Raw genomic sequence first — 14,450 nt, 5'->3', positions numbered from 1 at the left:
GCCCGGACACGGTGCGTCATTGGCTACCGTTGCGCGCATGTCGACCACCGCCTGCGTGGGGCTGGCCGCTCTGGCGTTCGCCGCGGGGTTCGTCCTGGCCAGACGGCGTCCCGCGCTACCCGAGGGTGGCTGGAAGGACGAGGCCACCTTCACGACCCTGCACATCGCGGCGATGGCGGCGCCGTCGCTGCGCGCGGGGCTGACCAAGGAGTCGGCGCGCAGGGCCGTACGGCATCTGCGCGCCCTGCTCGGCACCTCGGCGCTGGCGATCACCTCCACCGACGCGGCGCTGGCGTGGGACGGCGCCTGCACCGACGAGGTGCTGACGCACGCGCGCGCCGCCCTGGCCTCCGGCCGCCCGCACGTGTTCGCCGGTGAGCCGTACGGCGCGGTGGTGGTGCCGCTGACCGTCGAGGGCACGGTGGTCGGCGCGCTCGCCGCCTACGACGAGGAGCTGAGCGCCGCGCTGGTGCGCACGGTCACCGAGGTGGCCAGATGGGTGTCGGGGCAGCTGGAGCTGGCCGAGCTCGACTCCTCGAGGAAGCGGGCCATGGAGGCGGAGATGCGGGCGCTGCGCGCGCAGATCTCGCCGCACTTCGTCTACAACGCGCTCACCACGATCGCCTCGTTCGTCAGGACCGACCCCGACAGGGCGCGCGAGCTGATCCTGGACTTCGCCGACTTCTCCCGCTACGCGCTGCGCAAGGCCCGCGACTTCACCACCCTGGCCGACGAGCTCACCTGTGTCGACCGCTACCTGCTGCTCGAGCGGGCCCGCTTCGGCGACAGGCTGCGCTTCAGCGTGCAGGTCGCGCCGGAGGTGCTGCCGGTGCCCGTGCCGTTCCTGTGCCTGCAGCCGCTGGTGGAGAACGCCATCAAGCACGGCATGCGCGGCCACGACGGCAAGGGCGAGGTCAGGGTGGTGGTCCGCGACGCCGGCCCCGAGGCGCACATCTCGGTCGAGGACGACGGCATGGGCATGGAGCCCGAGCGCGCGCGCCAGGTGCTCGACGACGACCCGCGCAACCAGGGCAACGGCATCGGGCTGGCCAACGTGGACGTCAGGATGCGCCAGATCTACGGCGAGGCCTACGGGTTGGTGGTCGAGACGGCGGTGGGCGCGGGCACCAAGGTGCGGCTCCGGGTTCCGAAGGCCCGCCATAGCTCTTTGTAGTCAAATCTTTACTGTCTGCTGGCGTGTCGCTTGTGACCTGGGGCGTCATGAGGCAGCGTGGGGGGATGCTACGCGTTCTGGCTGTCGACGACGAGGTGCCCGCCTTGGAGGAGCTGGCCTACCTGCTCCGCCAGGACACCAGGGTCGAGCACGTGGCGACCGCCTCCGACGGCGTCTCGGCCCTGCAGGACATGGTCCAGATGATCGGCGCGGGAGAGCGCCTCGACGGCGTCTTCCTCGACATCCGCATGCCAGGTCTCGACGGTCTCGACCTGGCCAGGCTGATCGGCGGCTTCCCCAGCCCGCCGAAGCTGGTGTTCGTGACCGCGCACGACGACTGCGCGGTGCAGGCCTTCGACCTCCAGGCGGTCGACTACCTTCTCAAGCCGGTGCGCGCCGAACGGCTGGCCGAGGCGGTGCGCAGGCTCAGCGCCGTGACCGCGCCGACGGGCGAGCAGGGCCCCGACGACGTCATCCCGGTGGAGCTGGGCGGGGTCACCAGGTTCGTGCCGCAGCAGGCGGTCTGGTTCGCCGAGGCCAAGGGCGACTACGTCCGCCTGCACACCGTCGACGGCAGCTACCTCGTGCGCATGTCGCTGGCCGCGCTGGAGCGGCGCTGGTCGAGCGCGGGCTTCATCCGCGTGCACCGCAGCACGCTGGTCTCGGCCCGCCACGTCAGCGAGCTGCGCTTCGACGGCGGCAGGGTGCTGCTCACCGTCGGCACCGAGACGCTGCCGGTCAGCCGTCGCCACACCAGACAGGTAAGGGAGCAACTGGTGCGCCAGTTCAAGGCGTTCGCGTGAACGGCAGGCGGGTGGTCGTGACCAGGAGGCCCGTCGCCGTCCACCGGGCGGCCAGGGCGTTGGGCCTCGACGCCGACGACGACGCCGACGGCGCGGACGAGACCCGCAGGCTCATGGCCAGGCAGGCCAGGATCGCGCTGTCCACGGTCGCGATGGTGGTGGCCCTGCTCGTGGGGCTGCCGCTGCTGACCGCCCCCGGCGACTGGCTGTGGGTGACGCTGGCGCTCCAGCCGGTGTGGGTGGCGCTGGCCGTGATCCAGCTGAGACGGGCGGAACGCGCGGAACGCCGGCCGTGAACGCCACCGTCGGCGCGTCCGCCGCGGGCATCGCCTTCGTGATCATTCTCGCCGTGACGGTCGGCACGGTCAGGCCCCGCCGGTACGTCACGGTGGCCGAGTTCTACGTGGCGGCCAGGGCGGTGCGGCCGTGGTGGAACGGCGCGGCGATCAGCTCGGAGTTCACCTCGGCCGCGGCCTGCCTGGGCCTGGCGGGGCTGATCGCCACGCACGGCGCGCCGATGCTGTGGTATCCGGTGGGGTCGGCCGCCGGGTATGTCGTGATCCTGGCGCTGGTGGTGGCGCCGCTGCGCCGCTCGGGCACCTACACGCTGCCCGACTTCGCGCAGTGGAGGCTCGGCTCGGCCGCCCTGCGGCGCTACGCGACCTGCCATGTCCTGGCGATCGGGCTGCTCTACCTCGTCTCGCAGTTGCACGCGGCGGGGGTGGTGCTCCACCTGCTCACCGGGCTGCCGCCGTGGACCGGCTGGCTGACCGTGTCGCTCGTCTCCGTGGTGGTCGCCCTCGCCGGCGGCATGTGCAGCGTGACGAGCGTGCAGGCGGTGCAGTACTGGCTCAAGCTCATCGTCTTCGCCGGGGTCGGGCTCGTGCTGTGGTACGCGTGGCGGTACGGGGCCGTCGGGGGGCCGCCGGAGGTGGCGGGGGCCGCCGCGCCCGCCGCGGGGGACAGCCTCGCGGGAGCGGGCGACCCGTCGCTGCCCGGCGTGCTGACCGTGTTGCTGGCGTGCGCGCTCGGCACGATGGGGCTGCCGCACATCGTCGTGCGCGTCTACACCAACCCCGACGGGCGCAGCGCGCGCCACTCGATCGTGGCCAGCCAGGTCCTGCTCGGCCTGTTCTTCCTGCTGCCGCCGCTGTACGGGATCCTGGGCCGCGTGCACGTGCCCGGCGCGCACGTGGACCAGGTCGTGCTCCTGCTGCCGGGAAAGATGCTGCCGGGCCCGGCAGGCGACGTGCTGACGGGGCTGCTGGCCGCCGGGGCCTTCGCCGCCTTCCTCGCGACCTCCTGCGGGGTGCTGGCGGCCGTCGGAGGCGCGGTGTCGGCCTGCGTGACGCGGCCGAGCGTGGCGTCCTTCAGGATCGCCGTGGCGGCGACGGCGGGGGCGGCGCTGACGCTGACCTCGCTCACCACGGCGGGCAGCTCCGTGCTGCTGGTGCTGCTCGGGTTCAGCCTGTCGGCGGCCACCTTCTGCCCGCTGCTGCTGCTCGGCATCTGGTGGCGCCGGCTCACCTCGGCGGGCGTCGTGGCCGGCTTCGCCGTGGGAGGCGGCCTGACGGTCGCGCTCGTCGCGGGCGATCTCGTGGGCGTGAAAGTGGGGGTCGTGTCGCAGTATCCCGCCCCGTTCGCCGTCCCGCTCTCCTTCGCGGTGATGGTGGTGGTTTCTCTGCTCACGCCAGGTCGGGTGCCCTTGGAGGTGGATCGGATGATGGCCATGATGCACCTGCCCGACGATCTCGCGAGCCCCTCGGAAGACCGCTCGTCGCCCGTGGACGACCGCTCATAGTATGAACACGCTCCGTATAGCGATGACTACTGACCGTTCGGCGAGCTGTTCGCCAACGGGGTTTCACGTCCAAGATCGCAACCGTAGTGTTTCCGCATCGGAGAGCCACTCCGTCGCATCGGGGGGGACGAGCCGCCAGGCTCACAGGCCTGATGCGCGGATCCTCCGGTGACCATCTGGTCACCGAACGGTGGTCGGGCCCTTTACCGGGGGGTAGGGCCCGCCCACCGACGACGTGAAGGGGCGCCCGCTGTGGCCGCGAGCTGGACCGTGATCCGGCCCTACGGGGGCGGCCGGATCGCGCGAGCGGCGCCCCTTTGCGTCTCCTGTCACGGGATGCGTCTACGTCGTGGCCGACAGGGCGGCTGATACCTGGGGCGGCCGCCACTGGGCCGCCACCGGGCCGCCGCCAGGCCCTCTGACCGGTAGCGGCGGCTCAGCTGTCGCGCAGCTTCTTCAGCAGCTCGATGTCGGCCCTGTTCTGCTCGGCCTTGCCGGGGGTCTCGATGCAGATCGGCACGCCCGCCACGGCCGGGTGCCGCATCAGCTCACCGAACGGCTGCGCCCCGATGTGACCCGCGCCGATGTTCTCGTGCCTGTCCTTCTTGGACCCGCACACGTCCTTGGAGTCGTTGGCGTGCACGAGCTTCAGCCGCCCGGGGGCGATGGCGTGCAGCGCGTCGAAGGTCTCGCGCACCCCGTCGGGCGAGGCGAGGTCGTGGCCGGCGGCGAAGGCGTGGCAGGTGTCGAGGCAGACGCCGGCCTTGGGGTGCCAGTCGAGGGCGGCCAGGTAGGGCTCGAGGTCCTGGACGGTGGCGCACAGCATCGCGCCCTGCCCCGCCATCGGCTCGAGCAGCAGGTCGGGGCCGTCGTCGGGGATCTCCTCCAACAGGGGGAGCAGATGCTCGTGCAGCTGGCGGAGGGCGTCGTCGCGGGACTGGCTGACGGCGGAGCCGGTGTGGACGACCACGCCCTTGCTGCCCGTGGCCACTCCGCGCAGCAGCGTGTGGCGCGTGATGGCGATCGAGTTGGCGAGCGTCTCGGGGTTGGGCGAGCCGAAGTTCACCAGGTAGGGCGTGTGGATGAAGGAGACGACGCCCGACTCGGCGAGCTTGGCGTCCTCTTCGGGCCTGCCCGCGGCCAGGGCCCAGCCCCTGGGGTTGGTGACGAAGACCTGCGCCATCTCGGCGCCGATCTCGGCCATGTACTTCAGGCCGCCCGTCGCCAGGCCGCCGGTGACGGAGACGTGTCCGCCGATGAGTGAGGTAGGGCTCATGATGCCGTCAGTGTAGGCCGGTGGACCGACAGTCCGCGCCGGATGCCCTCGGGCCGGGCCTTGCGGCGCGGGAGGGCGTTCACCAGGGAGTTCGGCGCCTCAGTTCCACGGGATCTCCGGCGAGCGGTAGAAGGTCACCGAGCGCGCGCTCCATCGAGGACCGTGGGCCGCGAGCCTGGCCCTGTAGCCCTCCCACGAGCGGGCGGCGGCGGGCGACCAGCCGATCTCGGCGATGCCGGGCAGGCGCGGATAGGCCATGAACTCCAGCGCGCCCGAGGTCGCCAGCGTCTCCGTCCACAGCGGGGCCTCGACGCCGAGGATGTCCTGCTCGCCGACGCCCTCGACGACGGTGGCCGGGTCCCACTCGTAGCTGTCGCTGACCTCGACCAGGCCGGCCCAGTCCAGGCCGTACTCGGTGGAGTCGGTGTACTTCATGTCGAGGTAGGCGTGGTCGGCGGGCGACATGACGAGCTTGGCCCCGCGCGCCACGGCGGCGCGGGCGCGGTCGGGTTCGCGGGGGTTCCAGTGCTGGGCGACCGAGCCGGAGGTGATCTCCGCCCAGCCCATGAGCCGCTTGCCGTGGGTGTCGACGATCTGCTGGGCGCGGGCGACGAACTTCTCGTAGTCCTCGGGGTCGGTGCTGTGCGCCTCGTCCCCGCCGAGGTTGAGGTACGGCCCGGGCGTGAGCGCGGCCACCTCCCGCACCACGTCGTCGAGGAAGCGGTAGGTGACCTCCTTGTCCACGCACAGGGAGCTGAACCCCACCTCGGTCCCCTCGTACGGCTCGCGCGCCACCCCGTCGCAGTTCAGCTCGGCGTAGGCGGCGAGCGCGGCGTTGGTGTGGCCAGGGGTGTCGATCTCGGGCACCACGGTGACGAAGCGCTCGGCGGCGTAGCGGACGATCTCGCGGTAGTCGTCCTGGGTGTAGGAGTCGTCGCCCGCCAGCTCGGGCCAGCTCCTGATCTCGATGCGCCAGCCCTGGTCGTCGGTCAGGTGCAGGTGCAGCACGTTGACCTTGTAGGAGGCGGCCAGGTCGATGTAGCGCTTGACCTGCTCGACGGTGAAGAAGTGGCGCGCCACGTCGAGCATCACGCCGCGGTAGGAGAAGCGCGGCCTGTCCTGGATGCTCACCCCGCCGATGGTCCACGGGCCCGGCTGCGGCGCGGGGCTCTCGATCGCGGCGGGCAGGAGCTGGCGCAGCGTCTGCACCCCGCGAAAGACGCCCTCGGCGGTGCCCGCCGCCAGCCGTACGCCGCCGGGGGTGACGTCGAGGGTGTAGCCCTCGCGGCCGAGCTCCTGGTCGCCGGAGACCTCCAGGGTGATCTCGGCGGGCTCGCGCACGACGGGCAGCGCGTAGCCGGTGGAGCGGCGCAGCAGCCTGGCCAGCTCCTCGGCCACCGGCGCGCCCTCGGCCGAGCGCACGCCGATCCTGGCGTCCGAGGCCAGGGTGAAGGAGCCCTCCGTCACGCGCAGCGAGGCGGGAACAGGCACCAGGGCGGGGCCGGCCGACTCGGGGGAGGAGGGGGCGCACGAGGTGGCGAGGGCGGAGGCCGTCATGAGCGCGGCAAGGCGGCGGTGCGGCAACGGACGCTCCCAATAGTAAGGTTTCTTTACATATATCACAGACCCCTCAGCCCAGGCGCAGCGCCAGGAAGAAGTCCACTCTGTCCTCCAGCCGCGACAGGTCCCTGCCCGTGAGGTCCTGGATGCGCTGGATGCGGTAGCGCAGGGTGTTGACGTGGACGTGGAGCAGCTCCGAGCACTTCGTCCACGACCCCGAACACTGCAGGAAGGCCTCCAGGGTGCGGACCAGGTCGGCCTTGTGCACCTGGTCGTAGGAGCGCAGCGGGTCGAGCAGGCGCACCTTGAAGACGTGCCGCACGTCGTCGGGCACCGAGGCCAGCAGCAGCACGTGCGTGGCCAGCTCCTCGTGGCCGACCACCGCGCCCTGACCCGGCCTGCCCTCGGCCAGGCGCCTGGCGAAGCGCGCCTCCTCGACCGCGCCGCGCAGCCCCTCGACGGGCGCCGCGCCGCTGACGCCGACGGTCAGGCGGGTGTCGGTGAGCGCGGGGGAAAGGTGCTGGACGGCGGCGCGCACCCGGGCGGTCAGGTCGCTGTCGTCGGCGGGCACCAGGGCGATCGCCTCGTCCTCGACGACCCCCACGGCGGGGGCGGCGGGCCCCTGCAGGAGCTCCTTGATGACGCTGCGCAGCTCGGCGGGGCGCAGGGCGCCGTGGGCCGCGGCGGCGAGCGCGACGTAGCCGGGCGCTCCCGCCAGTCCGGTGACCTCCAGCCTGGGCAGGATGTCGCTGGCCTTGCCCTCGGCGAGGACCAGGCGGACGAGCTCCTGGGCGATGCGCCCCTCGGGGCTGAGCCTGTCGTCGAGCCGTACGCGCTCGACCGCGGCCACGGCCGCGAGCTCCCCCGCCAGCGCGCGCCGCTCCTCCGGCCAGTCGGAGTAGCGGCCCTCGAAGGCGACGAACCAGTCGGCCACCCTGGAGGTGGTCTGCTCGTCCACGGGGAAGACCGAGTAGCCCGCACGCGTGCACGGCAGCCGCCTGGCGGTCAGGAAGGTCGTGGCCAGGGCGGTGGCCGTGCCGGGGTCGAGCGGGCTGGAGCCCGACACCAGGCGGCCCGAGGGTGTGAGCACCCAGCAGCGCATGCCGAGGTCGCGTCCGATCATCTCCAGCACAGGATCGAGCCCCGCGCCCGCGACGAGCTGGCGGTGCCGGTCGAGCACGGCGGTCACGTCGGAGGCGCGAGCCGTCGACAGGTGCCGCACGATGTGCTCGGTGACCTCGGCGAACGACAGCTCGGGCGGCACGTGGAACAGCGGCACCCGGTGCCTGCGGCAGGCCTCGACCAGGTCGGGCGGCAGGTCGCCGCTGCGCGCCTCGCAGGCGCCGAGCCCCGACACCCCCGCCCTGGCCAGCGCTCCGACGAAGGTCTCGCTGTCGTCGGCCGAGCGCCGCCAGATCAGCCCGGTCAGGACGAGCTCGCCGCCGGTGAGGTAGCGGCCGGGATCGAGCAGGTCGGTGGTGACGACCCACCGGACCGGCCGCTCGAGCTCGTCGTGCCCGGTGACGACCGACAGCCCCAGCTCCGGCATGCCCGCCAACGCGTTGAGTCGCATGCACTCGGAGGGTAACCGAAGTGCGAACAGCCCGAGCATTGGAGGTTGACACGAAAAGACCTGGCCAACCCCCCTCCCACTTCGGAGTTCTTGCTGCTGGACCGGGGACATCAGCGCTGTGTGTACTCATGACATGGTGAACCTCAACGCCCTCAGCCCCGAAGAGGCGGAGAAGGAGCTGCTGGCCTGTTGCGCCTCCCGCGCCTTCGCCCGCGAGGTGGCGGCGGGCAGGCCGTACGCGGGGCAGGCCGAGCTGGGCGCGGCGGCCGAGGCCGCGGTGCGCGCCCTGGCCTGGCCCGACGTCGAGGAGGCGCTGGCCGCCCACCCGAGGATCGGGGAGCGCGCCGCGGGCGCCGGGCGCGAGTCGGAGTGGAGCAGGCAGGAGCAGTCGGGCGTGGAGGACCACGTGCGCGCGGAGCTGGCCGAGGGCAACCGCCTCTACGAGCGGCGCTTCGGCCACGTCTACCTGATCTGCGCCACCGGGCTGTCGGGCGAGGAGATGCTCGCCCGGCTGAAGGAGCGCCTGGACCATGACGAGGCCACCGAGCGCGCGGTGGTGCGCGACGAACTGGCCAAGATCACGAAACTGAGGCTGGCGAGGATATGAGCTTCTCGACGCACGTGCTGGACGCGGTCACCGGCAGGCCCGCCGCGGGAGTCGCGGTACGGCTTGAGCACGAGGGACAGGTCGTGGCGCAGGGCCGTACCGACGACGACGGCAGGATCAAGGGCTGGAACCCGGGCGCGGGCGTGCACAGGGTGGTCTTCGACACCGGCGCCTACCTCGAGCAGACCTTCTATCCCGAGGTCGTCATCACCTTCACCGTCGCCGACCCGGCCGAGCACTACCACGTTCCCCTGCTGCTCAGCCCATTCGCCTACTCCACCTACAGAGGGAGTTAGATGTCAGTCATCCTCGGACCCAACCGCTACGGCAAGGCGGAGACGAGACTCGTCCGCGTCGTGCGGGACGGCGGGGTCCACCACCTCAAGGACATCAACGTCAGCAGCTCCCTGTCGGGCGAGATGGAGGCGGTCCACCTCACGGGGAGCAACGCCGCCGTGCTGCCGACCGACACCCAGAAGAACACCGCCTACGCCTTCGCGCGCAAGCACGGCGTCGACCAGATCGAGGACTTCGCGCTCCTGCTGGCCGGTCACTTCGTGCGGTCCCAGCCCACGATCCACCACGCGAGGGTGGAGATCGACGAGTACGGCTGGGAGCGCATCGGCGGCGGGCACTCCTTCGTGCGAAGTGGCAGGGAGGTGCGCACCTGCGTGGTCCACCACGACCGCGACGGGCGGACCAGCGTGGTCTCGGGCCTGAAGGACCTGGTCGTGCTCAACTCCACCGACTCGGAGTTCCACGGCTACATCGTCGACGAGTACACGACGCTCAGGCCCACCACCGACCGCATCCTGGCCACGGCCGTGACCGCCCACTGGCGGCACGCCTCGCCGGAGGCCGACTTCGGCAAGTCGTACGCCGAGGTGCGCCAGAGCCTGCTCGACGCCTTCGCGGGCACCTACAGCCTGTCGCTGCAGCAGACGCTCTACGCCATGGGCACGCGGGTGCTGGAGAGCAGGCCCGAGGTGTGCGAGGTTCGCATGCGGATGCCGAACAAGCACCACTTCCTGGTGGATCTGGAGCCGTTCGGCCTGGACAACGACAACGAGGTCTTCTACGCCGCCGACCGGCCCTACGGCCTGATCGAGGGCAGTGTGCTGCGCGAGGACGCGCCCGACGCGGCGTTCGCTTGGGAGTGATGATGGACTTTCTTCGGCCCACGACGTGGGAGGAGGCGCTGGCCGCCAAGGCGGACCAGCCCGAGGCGGTGCCCATCCAGGGCGGCACCGACGTGATGGTGGAGATCAACTTCGACGTGCGCAGGCCCGTCGCGCTGCTCGACCTCAACCAGGTGCGCGAGCTTCACGACGTGGAACTGGTCGACGGGGTGCAGCGGGTCGGCGCGGGCGTGCCGTACGTGCGGGTCATCGAGGAGCTGGGCGGCGCGCTGCCCGGCCTCGCCCAGGCGTCGAGGACGGTCGGCTCGCCGCAGATCCGCAACCGCGCCTCGGTGGGCGGCAACCTCGGTGCGGCCTCGCCCGCCGGCGACAGCCACCCGCCGCTGCTGGCCGGTGACGCGGTCATCGAGGTGGAGTCGCGGGACAGGGGCGTGCGGCTGATCCCCGCCGCCGAGTTCTACCTGGGCGTGAAGCGCAGCGCGCTGGAGCCCGACGAGCTGATCAGGGCCTTCCGCATGAAGCCCGCCGAGGGCCCGCAGTACTTCTCCAAGGTCGGCACCCGCAACGCGATGGTGATCGCCGTGTGCTCGTTCGCGGTCGCGCTGCATCCGTCCGAGCGCAGGGTCGGCACCGGGATCGGCTCGGCCGCCCCCACGCCGCGCAGGGCGCTGGAGGCCGAGGCGTTCATGGCCGCCGAGCTCGACTGGGACGCGCGGCTCGACCCCGCGGTTCTGAAGCGGTTCGGGGAGCTGTGCGCGCAGGCGGCCTCGCCGATCGACGACGTGCGCGGCACGGCCGACTATCGCAGGCACGCGCTCGCGGTCATGGCCCGCAGGACCCTGACCTGGGCCTGGAACGACTACAGGAAGGCGAGGGCCGCGTGATGCGGGTCAACTTCACCGTCAACGGCAGAAGCGAGGCCGTCGACGACGTATGGGAGGGCGAGAGCCTGCTGTACGTGCTGCGCGAGCGGGTGGGCCTGCCGGGCTCGAAGAACGCCTGCGAGCAGGGCGAGTGCGGCTCCTGCACGGTCTACCTGGACGGCACGCCGGTCTGCTCGTGCCTGGTGGCGGCGGGCCAGGTCGAGGGACGCGAGGTCCGCACGGTCGAGGGACTGGCCGACGGCGAGCGGCTCGACCCCGTGCAGGAGGCCTTCGTCGAGGCGGGCGCCGTGCAGTGCGGGTTCTGCACGCCCGGTCTGATCGTGCAGGCGCACGACCTCATCCAGCGCAACGAGCACCCCTCCGACGTGGAGATCCGTGAGGCGCTTGCGGGCAACCTGTGCCGGTGCACCGGTTACGAGAAGATCCTCGACGCCGTACGGCTGGCGGCCACCCGCAAGGCGGCCCTGAAGTGATCATCGAGAACGTCCACATCGCTCCGGTCGTCGGCCCCGAGATCGACTCCGGATACATCCGGATCGAAGGGGACCGGATCGTCTCGCTGGGAGCGGGACCCGCGCCCGAGGGCGGCGGCGACAGGATCGACGGCACCGGCTGCCTGGCCACGCCAGGACTGGTCAACACCCACCACCACCTCTACCAGTGGGCCTCCCAGGGCCTGGCCCAGGACGCCACGCTGTTCGAGTGGCTGGTGGCGCTCTACCAGGTGTGGGCGGCGATGGACGCCGAGGTGGTGCACGGCGCGGCCTCGGCAGGGCTCGGCTGGCTGGCCCTGTCGGGCTGCACGACCTCCTCCGACCACCACTACGTCTTCCCGAAGGGCCGCGGCGACCTGTTCGCCGCCGAGATCGAGGCGGCCCGCGAGATCGGCCTCAGGTTCCACCCCGCGCGCGGGTCGATGGACAGGGGCGAGTCGCAGGGCGGGCTGCCGCCTGACGTGGTGGTCGAGCCGCTGGAGGAGATCCTCACCGCCACCCACGAGGCCATCCGCGCCTACCACGACCCCTCCTTCTCCTCCAAGCTGCGCGTCGCGGTCGCGCCGTGCTCGCCGTTCTCTGTGAGCGCCGAGCTCATGACCGAGGCCGCCGCCCTGGCCAAGGCGGAGAACGTGCGCCTGCACACCCACCTGGCCGAGACGCTGGACGAGAACGAGCACTGCGTCGAGCAGTTCGGCATGCGGCCCGTCGACTACATGGAGAAGCTCGGCTGGCTCGGGCCCGACGTGTGGTTCGCGCACGCCGTGCACCTGAGCGACGGCGACATCGCGAAGTTCGCGGCCACCGGCACGGGCTCGGCGCACTGCCCCTCCTCCAACGGGCGGCTGGGCGCCGGCATCGCCAGGGTGTCGGAGATGCTGGAGCGCGGCGCCAACGTCGGGCTCGGCGTCGACGGCAACGCCTCCTCCGAGCTCACCACGATGGCCGGCGAGATGCGGCAGGCGCTGCTGTTCCAGCGCGCCCGCTACGGCCCCACCGCGCTCACCGCCAGGCAGGCGCTGGAGATCGCCACGCTCGGCGGGGCGCGCAACCTCGGCAGGCAGGAGGAGCTCGGCTCGATCGAGCCGGGCAAGCTGGCCGACCTCGCGCTGTGGCGGGTGGACGGAGCCTTCGGCTCGGCCGTCGCCGACCCGGTGTGCCAGCTGGTGTTCGGCACCAGGCAGCCGCCGCTGGCCAGGCTGCTGGTCGGCGGCGAGACGGTCGTCGAGGACGACGAGCTACGCACGGTGTCGCAGGACGCCGTGGGCAGGGCGGGCGCGCGCGCTCGCGACCGTCTGCTGCGCACGGCGGCGGAGCGGGGATTCAGCGCGGCGAAGGAGGTTCACTCATGAGGGGGACACCCGAGGTCATCACGGTACGGGGAGCCGGCGGGGTGGGCGACAGCCCGCCGCGGCCCGACGGCACCCTGAAGGTGGAGACCGCCGTGTCGATCGTCGCGGAGGTCATCGCCTCCAGGCGGGGGGCCGGCGGGCTGCCGCTGTCGGAGACGCGCGGCCCCATCCACCCCGAGATCCACCCCGAGATCCACCACGAGGCTGTGGGTCGCTAGCGGAGTGAACGTTCCAGCGGGGTGCGGAAGCGGGGGGTCACCGTCACGCCGTCCAGCCACGCCGTGAGCCTGGCGGCCTCGCGCTCCACCGCCGCGACCGCGTCGGCCCCCACGTCCTCCAGCAGCCGCCACACCACCTCGCCGTCGGCGCGCTGTCCCCAGCCGCCCACCACCGCGCCGTTCCACCAGACCGTGGGGCCGACGTTGCCCGACCTGTCGAACAGCTCGGCCCTGTGCGCCTGCGGGAGGTACCAGTCGCGCTGCTGCCAGCCCATCGGCGTCGGGTCGAGCGCGGGCAGCAGCGCCGCCCACGGCTCGGCGGGCGCGGCGGGCTCGACGTCCGAGGGCAGCACGTAGCCGGGCGCGCTCTCCTCCAGCTCGACCGTCACCGCCTTCACCGCCCGCAGGGCCCTGCGGACCTCGCCGAGGTTCCAGCCCGTCCACCACTTCAGGTCGGCCTCGGTGCCGGGGCCGTAGGCCGCCAGCCACCTGCGCACGAGCTCGGCCTGCGCCTCGCCCGCCGTCAGCACCGGCATCTCGGGCGCCGGCGCCCACCGGTGCTGCCCGCTGATCCACGAGCCGGACGGGCGGCCCTGCCTGACGATCAGCCCCTCGGCCGCCATGACGAACAGCAGCCTGGTGCTCACGCCCTGCTTGACCTCGTGGGCGGTGCCCGGCGCGTAGACGATCTGCGTGCGCAGGTCGGGGACCACCTCGCCGAGCCGCGTCGCGGTCAGCTCGCCGTGCTCGCGCAGCGCGGCCAGCACCTCACCCTCGACCCTGGAGATCCACCGCTCGTCGAAGCCCCCGCCGTCCATGAAGTGCTGGGTGAGCCGCTTGCGTTCGCGCACCGCGATGGCCAGCGCGCTGGAATGGTGGATGACGGGGGCCAGCTCGCGCGGCACCACGAAGATCGTGCGGCGCATCCCCGTCATCCTGACGAGGGTCCTGTCCTCGTACAGCGCCTTCTCGACAGGCTCGGGCCCCGGCGTGCCGGTGCGCGCGCCCGCCGACAGGAACACCGTGGCGGGGTCGGTGCCGTGCAGCGCGACGACCGACTCGACGGCCTCCTCGACGCTGCCCGCGCGGACGGCGAGCGCCTGGCGCAGGCCGAGCCTGGCCCGCCGCTCGTCCGTGGTGACCAGGCGGGACCCGCTCATCGGCGACCGACTTCGGGTCGCGGTGTCATGGGGCGATGGGGAAGAGGGGGTCGGCTCACAGGGTGAGGCTAACCGCTCCCACCGACGGAAATCACTTTGGACCAACCCACAACCGTTCGCTCCGGCCGGGTCGGCAGCTTCGGACTTCCTGCCGGTAGACCGGGCGCGAGGCCAACACCCCGCACGGGCTGTCCATCGACGCGGTACGCGAGTTCGAGCCGCTTCCCACCGAGGTGTGATGATGGGTCATCGCAGGCACGCCTTCCTGCCCGCTCGCACCGGGCAGGAAGGCGTGTCCGCCCATTCTTCATCATCGGCTGGGGAGTTTCGCAGTGGTTGAACATGTTCTCGTGGCGCCGGACAAGTTCAAGGGGTCGTTGTCCGCGGCCGAGGTCGCGGGCAGGGTGTC

The 14,450-nt window shown here is 72.1% G+C and carries 15 protein-coding genes; 11 read left to right on the top strand and 4 right to left on the bottom strand.

The window, feature by feature from the left end; translation table 11 throughout:
* The first annotated feature begins 37 nt into the window (after window positions 1-37).
* From ABFX50_RS44270 to ABFX50_RS44255, 4 genes are all read left to right on the top strand, one after another.
* The gene (locus tag ABFX50_RS44270) at window positions 38-1,174 is read left to right on the top strand and encodes a sensor histidine kinase (protein WP_346155532.1); all 1,137 of its coding nucleotides are present in this window, start codon (window positions 38-40) and stop codon (window positions 1,172-1,174) included.
* A 65-nt stretch (window positions 1,175-1,239) separates the two neighbouring features.
* Window positions 1,240-1,977: a LytR/AlgR family response regulator transcription factor gene (locus ABFX50_RS44265; RefSeq protein WP_346155528.1), complete on the top strand. Its 738-nt coding sequence runs from the start codon at window positions 1,240-1,242 to the stop codon at window positions 1,975-1,977.
* The gene (locus ABFX50_RS44260) at window positions 1,974-2,273 is read left to right on the top strand and encodes a hypothetical protein (protein WP_346155526.1); all 300 of its coding nucleotides are present in this window, start codon (window positions 1,974-1,976) and stop codon (window positions 2,271-2,273) included. The genes ABFX50_RS44265 and ABFX50_RS44260 overlap by 4 nt, the downstream gene beginning before the upstream one ends.
* A complete protein-coding gene (locus tag ABFX50_RS44255; RefSeq protein WP_346155524.1) occupies window positions 2,270-3,778 on the top strand; it encodes a sodium:solute symporter family transporter in 1,509 nt (502 codons plus the stop codon). The genes ABFX50_RS44260 and ABFX50_RS44255 overlap by 4 nt, the downstream gene beginning before the upstream one ends.
* Before the next feature lie 436 nt (window positions 3,779-4,214).
* On the opposite strand, the gene ABFX50_RS44250 is transcribed toward ABFX50_RS44255, so the two are convergent.
* From ABFX50_RS44250 to ABFX50_RS44240, 3 genes are all read right to left on the bottom strand, one after another.
* The gene (locus ABFX50_RS44250; RefSeq protein ID WP_183658875.1) at window positions 4,215-5,054 is read right to left on the bottom strand and encodes a deoxyribonuclease IV; all 840 of its coding nucleotides are present in this window, start codon (window positions 5,052-5,054) and stop codon (window positions 4,215-4,217) included.
* A 99-nt stretch (window positions 5,055-5,153) separates the two neighbouring features.
* Window positions 5,154-6,638: a beta-N-acetylhexosaminidase gene (locus ABFX50_RS44245; RefSeq protein ID WP_346155519.1), complete on the bottom strand. Its 1,485-nt coding sequence runs from the start codon at window positions 6,636-6,638 to the stop codon at window positions 5,154-5,156.
* A 46-nt stretch (window positions 6,639-6,684) separates the two neighbouring features.
* The gene (locus ABFX50_RS44240) at window positions 6,685-8,187 is read right to left on the bottom strand and encodes a PucR family transcriptional regulator (protein WP_346155515.1); all 1,503 of its coding nucleotides are present in this window, start codon (window positions 8,185-8,187) and stop codon (window positions 6,685-6,687) included.
* A 133-nt stretch (window positions 8,188-8,320) separates the two neighbouring features.
* Between ABFX50_RS44240 and uraD the strand changes: the two genes are divergently transcribed.
* From uraD to ABFX50_RS44205, 7 genes are read left to right on the top strand one after another with little or no spacing between them, the layout of a single operon-like run.
* Entirely contained in the window at window positions 8,321-8,794 is a 474-nt protein-coding gene (gene uraD / locus ABFX50_RS44235) for a 2-oxo-4-hydroxy-4-carboxy-5-ureidoimidazoline decarboxylase (RefSeq protein ID WP_346155512.1), read from the top strand.
* Complete coding sequence (gene uraH / locus ABFX50_RS44230) at window positions 8,791-9,090, top strand: hydroxyisourate hydrolase (protein ID WP_183658881.1); 300 nt, start codon at window positions 8,791-8,793, stop codon at window positions 9,088-9,090. Before uraD ends, uraH begins: the two co-directional genes overlap by 4 nt.
* The gene (pucL, locus tag ABFX50_RS44225; RefSeq protein WP_346155505.1) at window positions 9,091-9,954 is read left to right on the top strand and encodes a factor-independent urate hydroxylase; all 864 of its coding nucleotides are present in this window, start codon (window positions 9,091-9,093) and stop codon (window positions 9,952-9,954) included.
* 2 nt (window positions 9,955-9,956) lie between these two features.
* Window positions 9,957-10,817 (top strand): FAD binding domain-containing protein, encoded by an 861-nt coding sequence (locus ABFX50_RS44220; RefSeq protein WP_346120623.1) that lies wholly within the window; start codon window positions 9,957-9,959, stop codon window positions 10,815-10,817.
* Window positions 10,817-11,290 carry a (2Fe-2S)-binding protein gene (locus tag ABFX50_RS44215; protein WP_183660558.1) on the top strand — a complete coding sequence of 158 codons (474 nt, stop codon included), beginning with the start codon at window positions 10,817-10,819 and terminating at the stop codon, window positions 11,288-11,290. Before ABFX50_RS44220 ends, ABFX50_RS44215 begins: the two co-directional genes overlap by 1 nt.
* Before the next feature lie 2 nt (window positions 11,291-11,292).
* Entirely contained in the window at window positions 11,293-12,663 is a 1,371-nt protein-coding gene (locus ABFX50_RS44210; RefSeq protein WP_346155699.1) for an 8-oxoguanine deaminase, read from the top strand.
* Window positions 12,660-12,881, top strand: coding sequence for a hypothetical protein (locus ABFX50_RS44205; protein WP_346155502.1), 222 nt, complete (start codon window positions 12,660-12,662; stop codon window positions 12,879-12,881). Before ABFX50_RS44210 ends, ABFX50_RS44205 begins: the two co-directional genes overlap by 4 nt.
* Here ABFX50_RS44205 and ABFX50_RS44200 read toward each other — a convergent pair.
* Complete coding sequence (locus ABFX50_RS44200) at window positions 12,878-14,041, bottom strand: winged helix DNA-binding domain-containing protein (protein WP_346155501.1); 1,164 nt, start codon at window positions 14,039-14,041, stop codon at window positions 12,878-12,880. The genes ABFX50_RS44205 and ABFX50_RS44200 overlap by 4 nt on opposite strands.
* Window positions 14,042-14,450: the final 409 nt, after the last annotated feature.

The sequence above is a fragment of the Nonomuraea recticatena genome (assembly GCF_039533245.1).
GTDB classification, from domain to species: Bacteria; Actinomycetota; Actinomycetes; order Streptosporangiales; family Streptosporangiaceae; genus Nonomuraea; species Nonomuraea roseola.
This window is presented reverse-complemented; position numbering and strand designations above follow the sequence as displayed.

Excerpts from the sequence above, each read along its gene's own strand:
- ABFX50_RS44270 (WP_346155532.1), top strand. The coding sequence starts at position 38 with ATGTCGACCACCGCCTGCGTGGGGCTGGCCGCTCTGGCGTTCGCCGCG.
- ABFX50_RS44265 (WP_346155528.1), top strand. The coding sequence starts at position 1,240 with ATGCTACGCGTTCTGGCTGTCGACGACGAGGTGCCCGCCTTGGAGGAG.
- ABFX50_RS44250 (WP_183658875.1), bottom strand. The coding sequence starts at position 5,054 with ATGAGCCCTACCTCACTCATCGGCGGACACGTCTCCGTCACCGGCGGC.
- ABFX50_RS44240 (WP_346155515.1), bottom strand. The coding sequence starts at position 8,187 with ATGCGACTCAACGCGTTGGCGGGCATGCCGGAGCTGGGGCTGTCGGTC.
- uraD (WP_346155512.1), top strand. The coding sequence starts at position 8,321 with ATGGTGAACCTCAACGCCCTCAGCCCCGAAGAGGCGGAGAAGGAGCTG.
- uraH (WP_183658881.1), top strand. The coding sequence starts at position 8,791 with ATGAGCTTCTCGACGCACGTGCTGGACGCGGTCACCGGCAGGCCCGCC.
- pucL (WP_346155505.1), top strand. The coding sequence starts at position 9,091 with ATGTCAGTCATCCTCGGACCCAACCGCTACGGCAAGGCGGAGACGAGA.
- ABFX50_RS44220 (WP_346120623.1), top strand. The coding sequence starts at position 9,957 with ATGGACTTTCTTCGGCCCACGACGTGGGAGGAGGCGCTGGCCGCCAAG.
- ABFX50_RS44215 (WP_183660558.1), top strand. The coding sequence starts at position 10,817 with ATGCGGGTCAACTTCACCGTCAACGGCAGAAGCGAGGCCGTCGACGAC.
- ABFX50_RS44205 (WP_346155502.1), top strand. The coding sequence starts at position 12,660 with ATGAGGGGGACACCCGAGGTCATCACGGTACGGGGAGCCGGCGGGGTG.
- ABFX50_RS44200 (WP_346155501.1), bottom strand. The coding sequence starts at position 14,041 with ATGAGCGGGTCCCGCCTGGTCACCACGGACGAGCGGCGGGCCAGGCTC.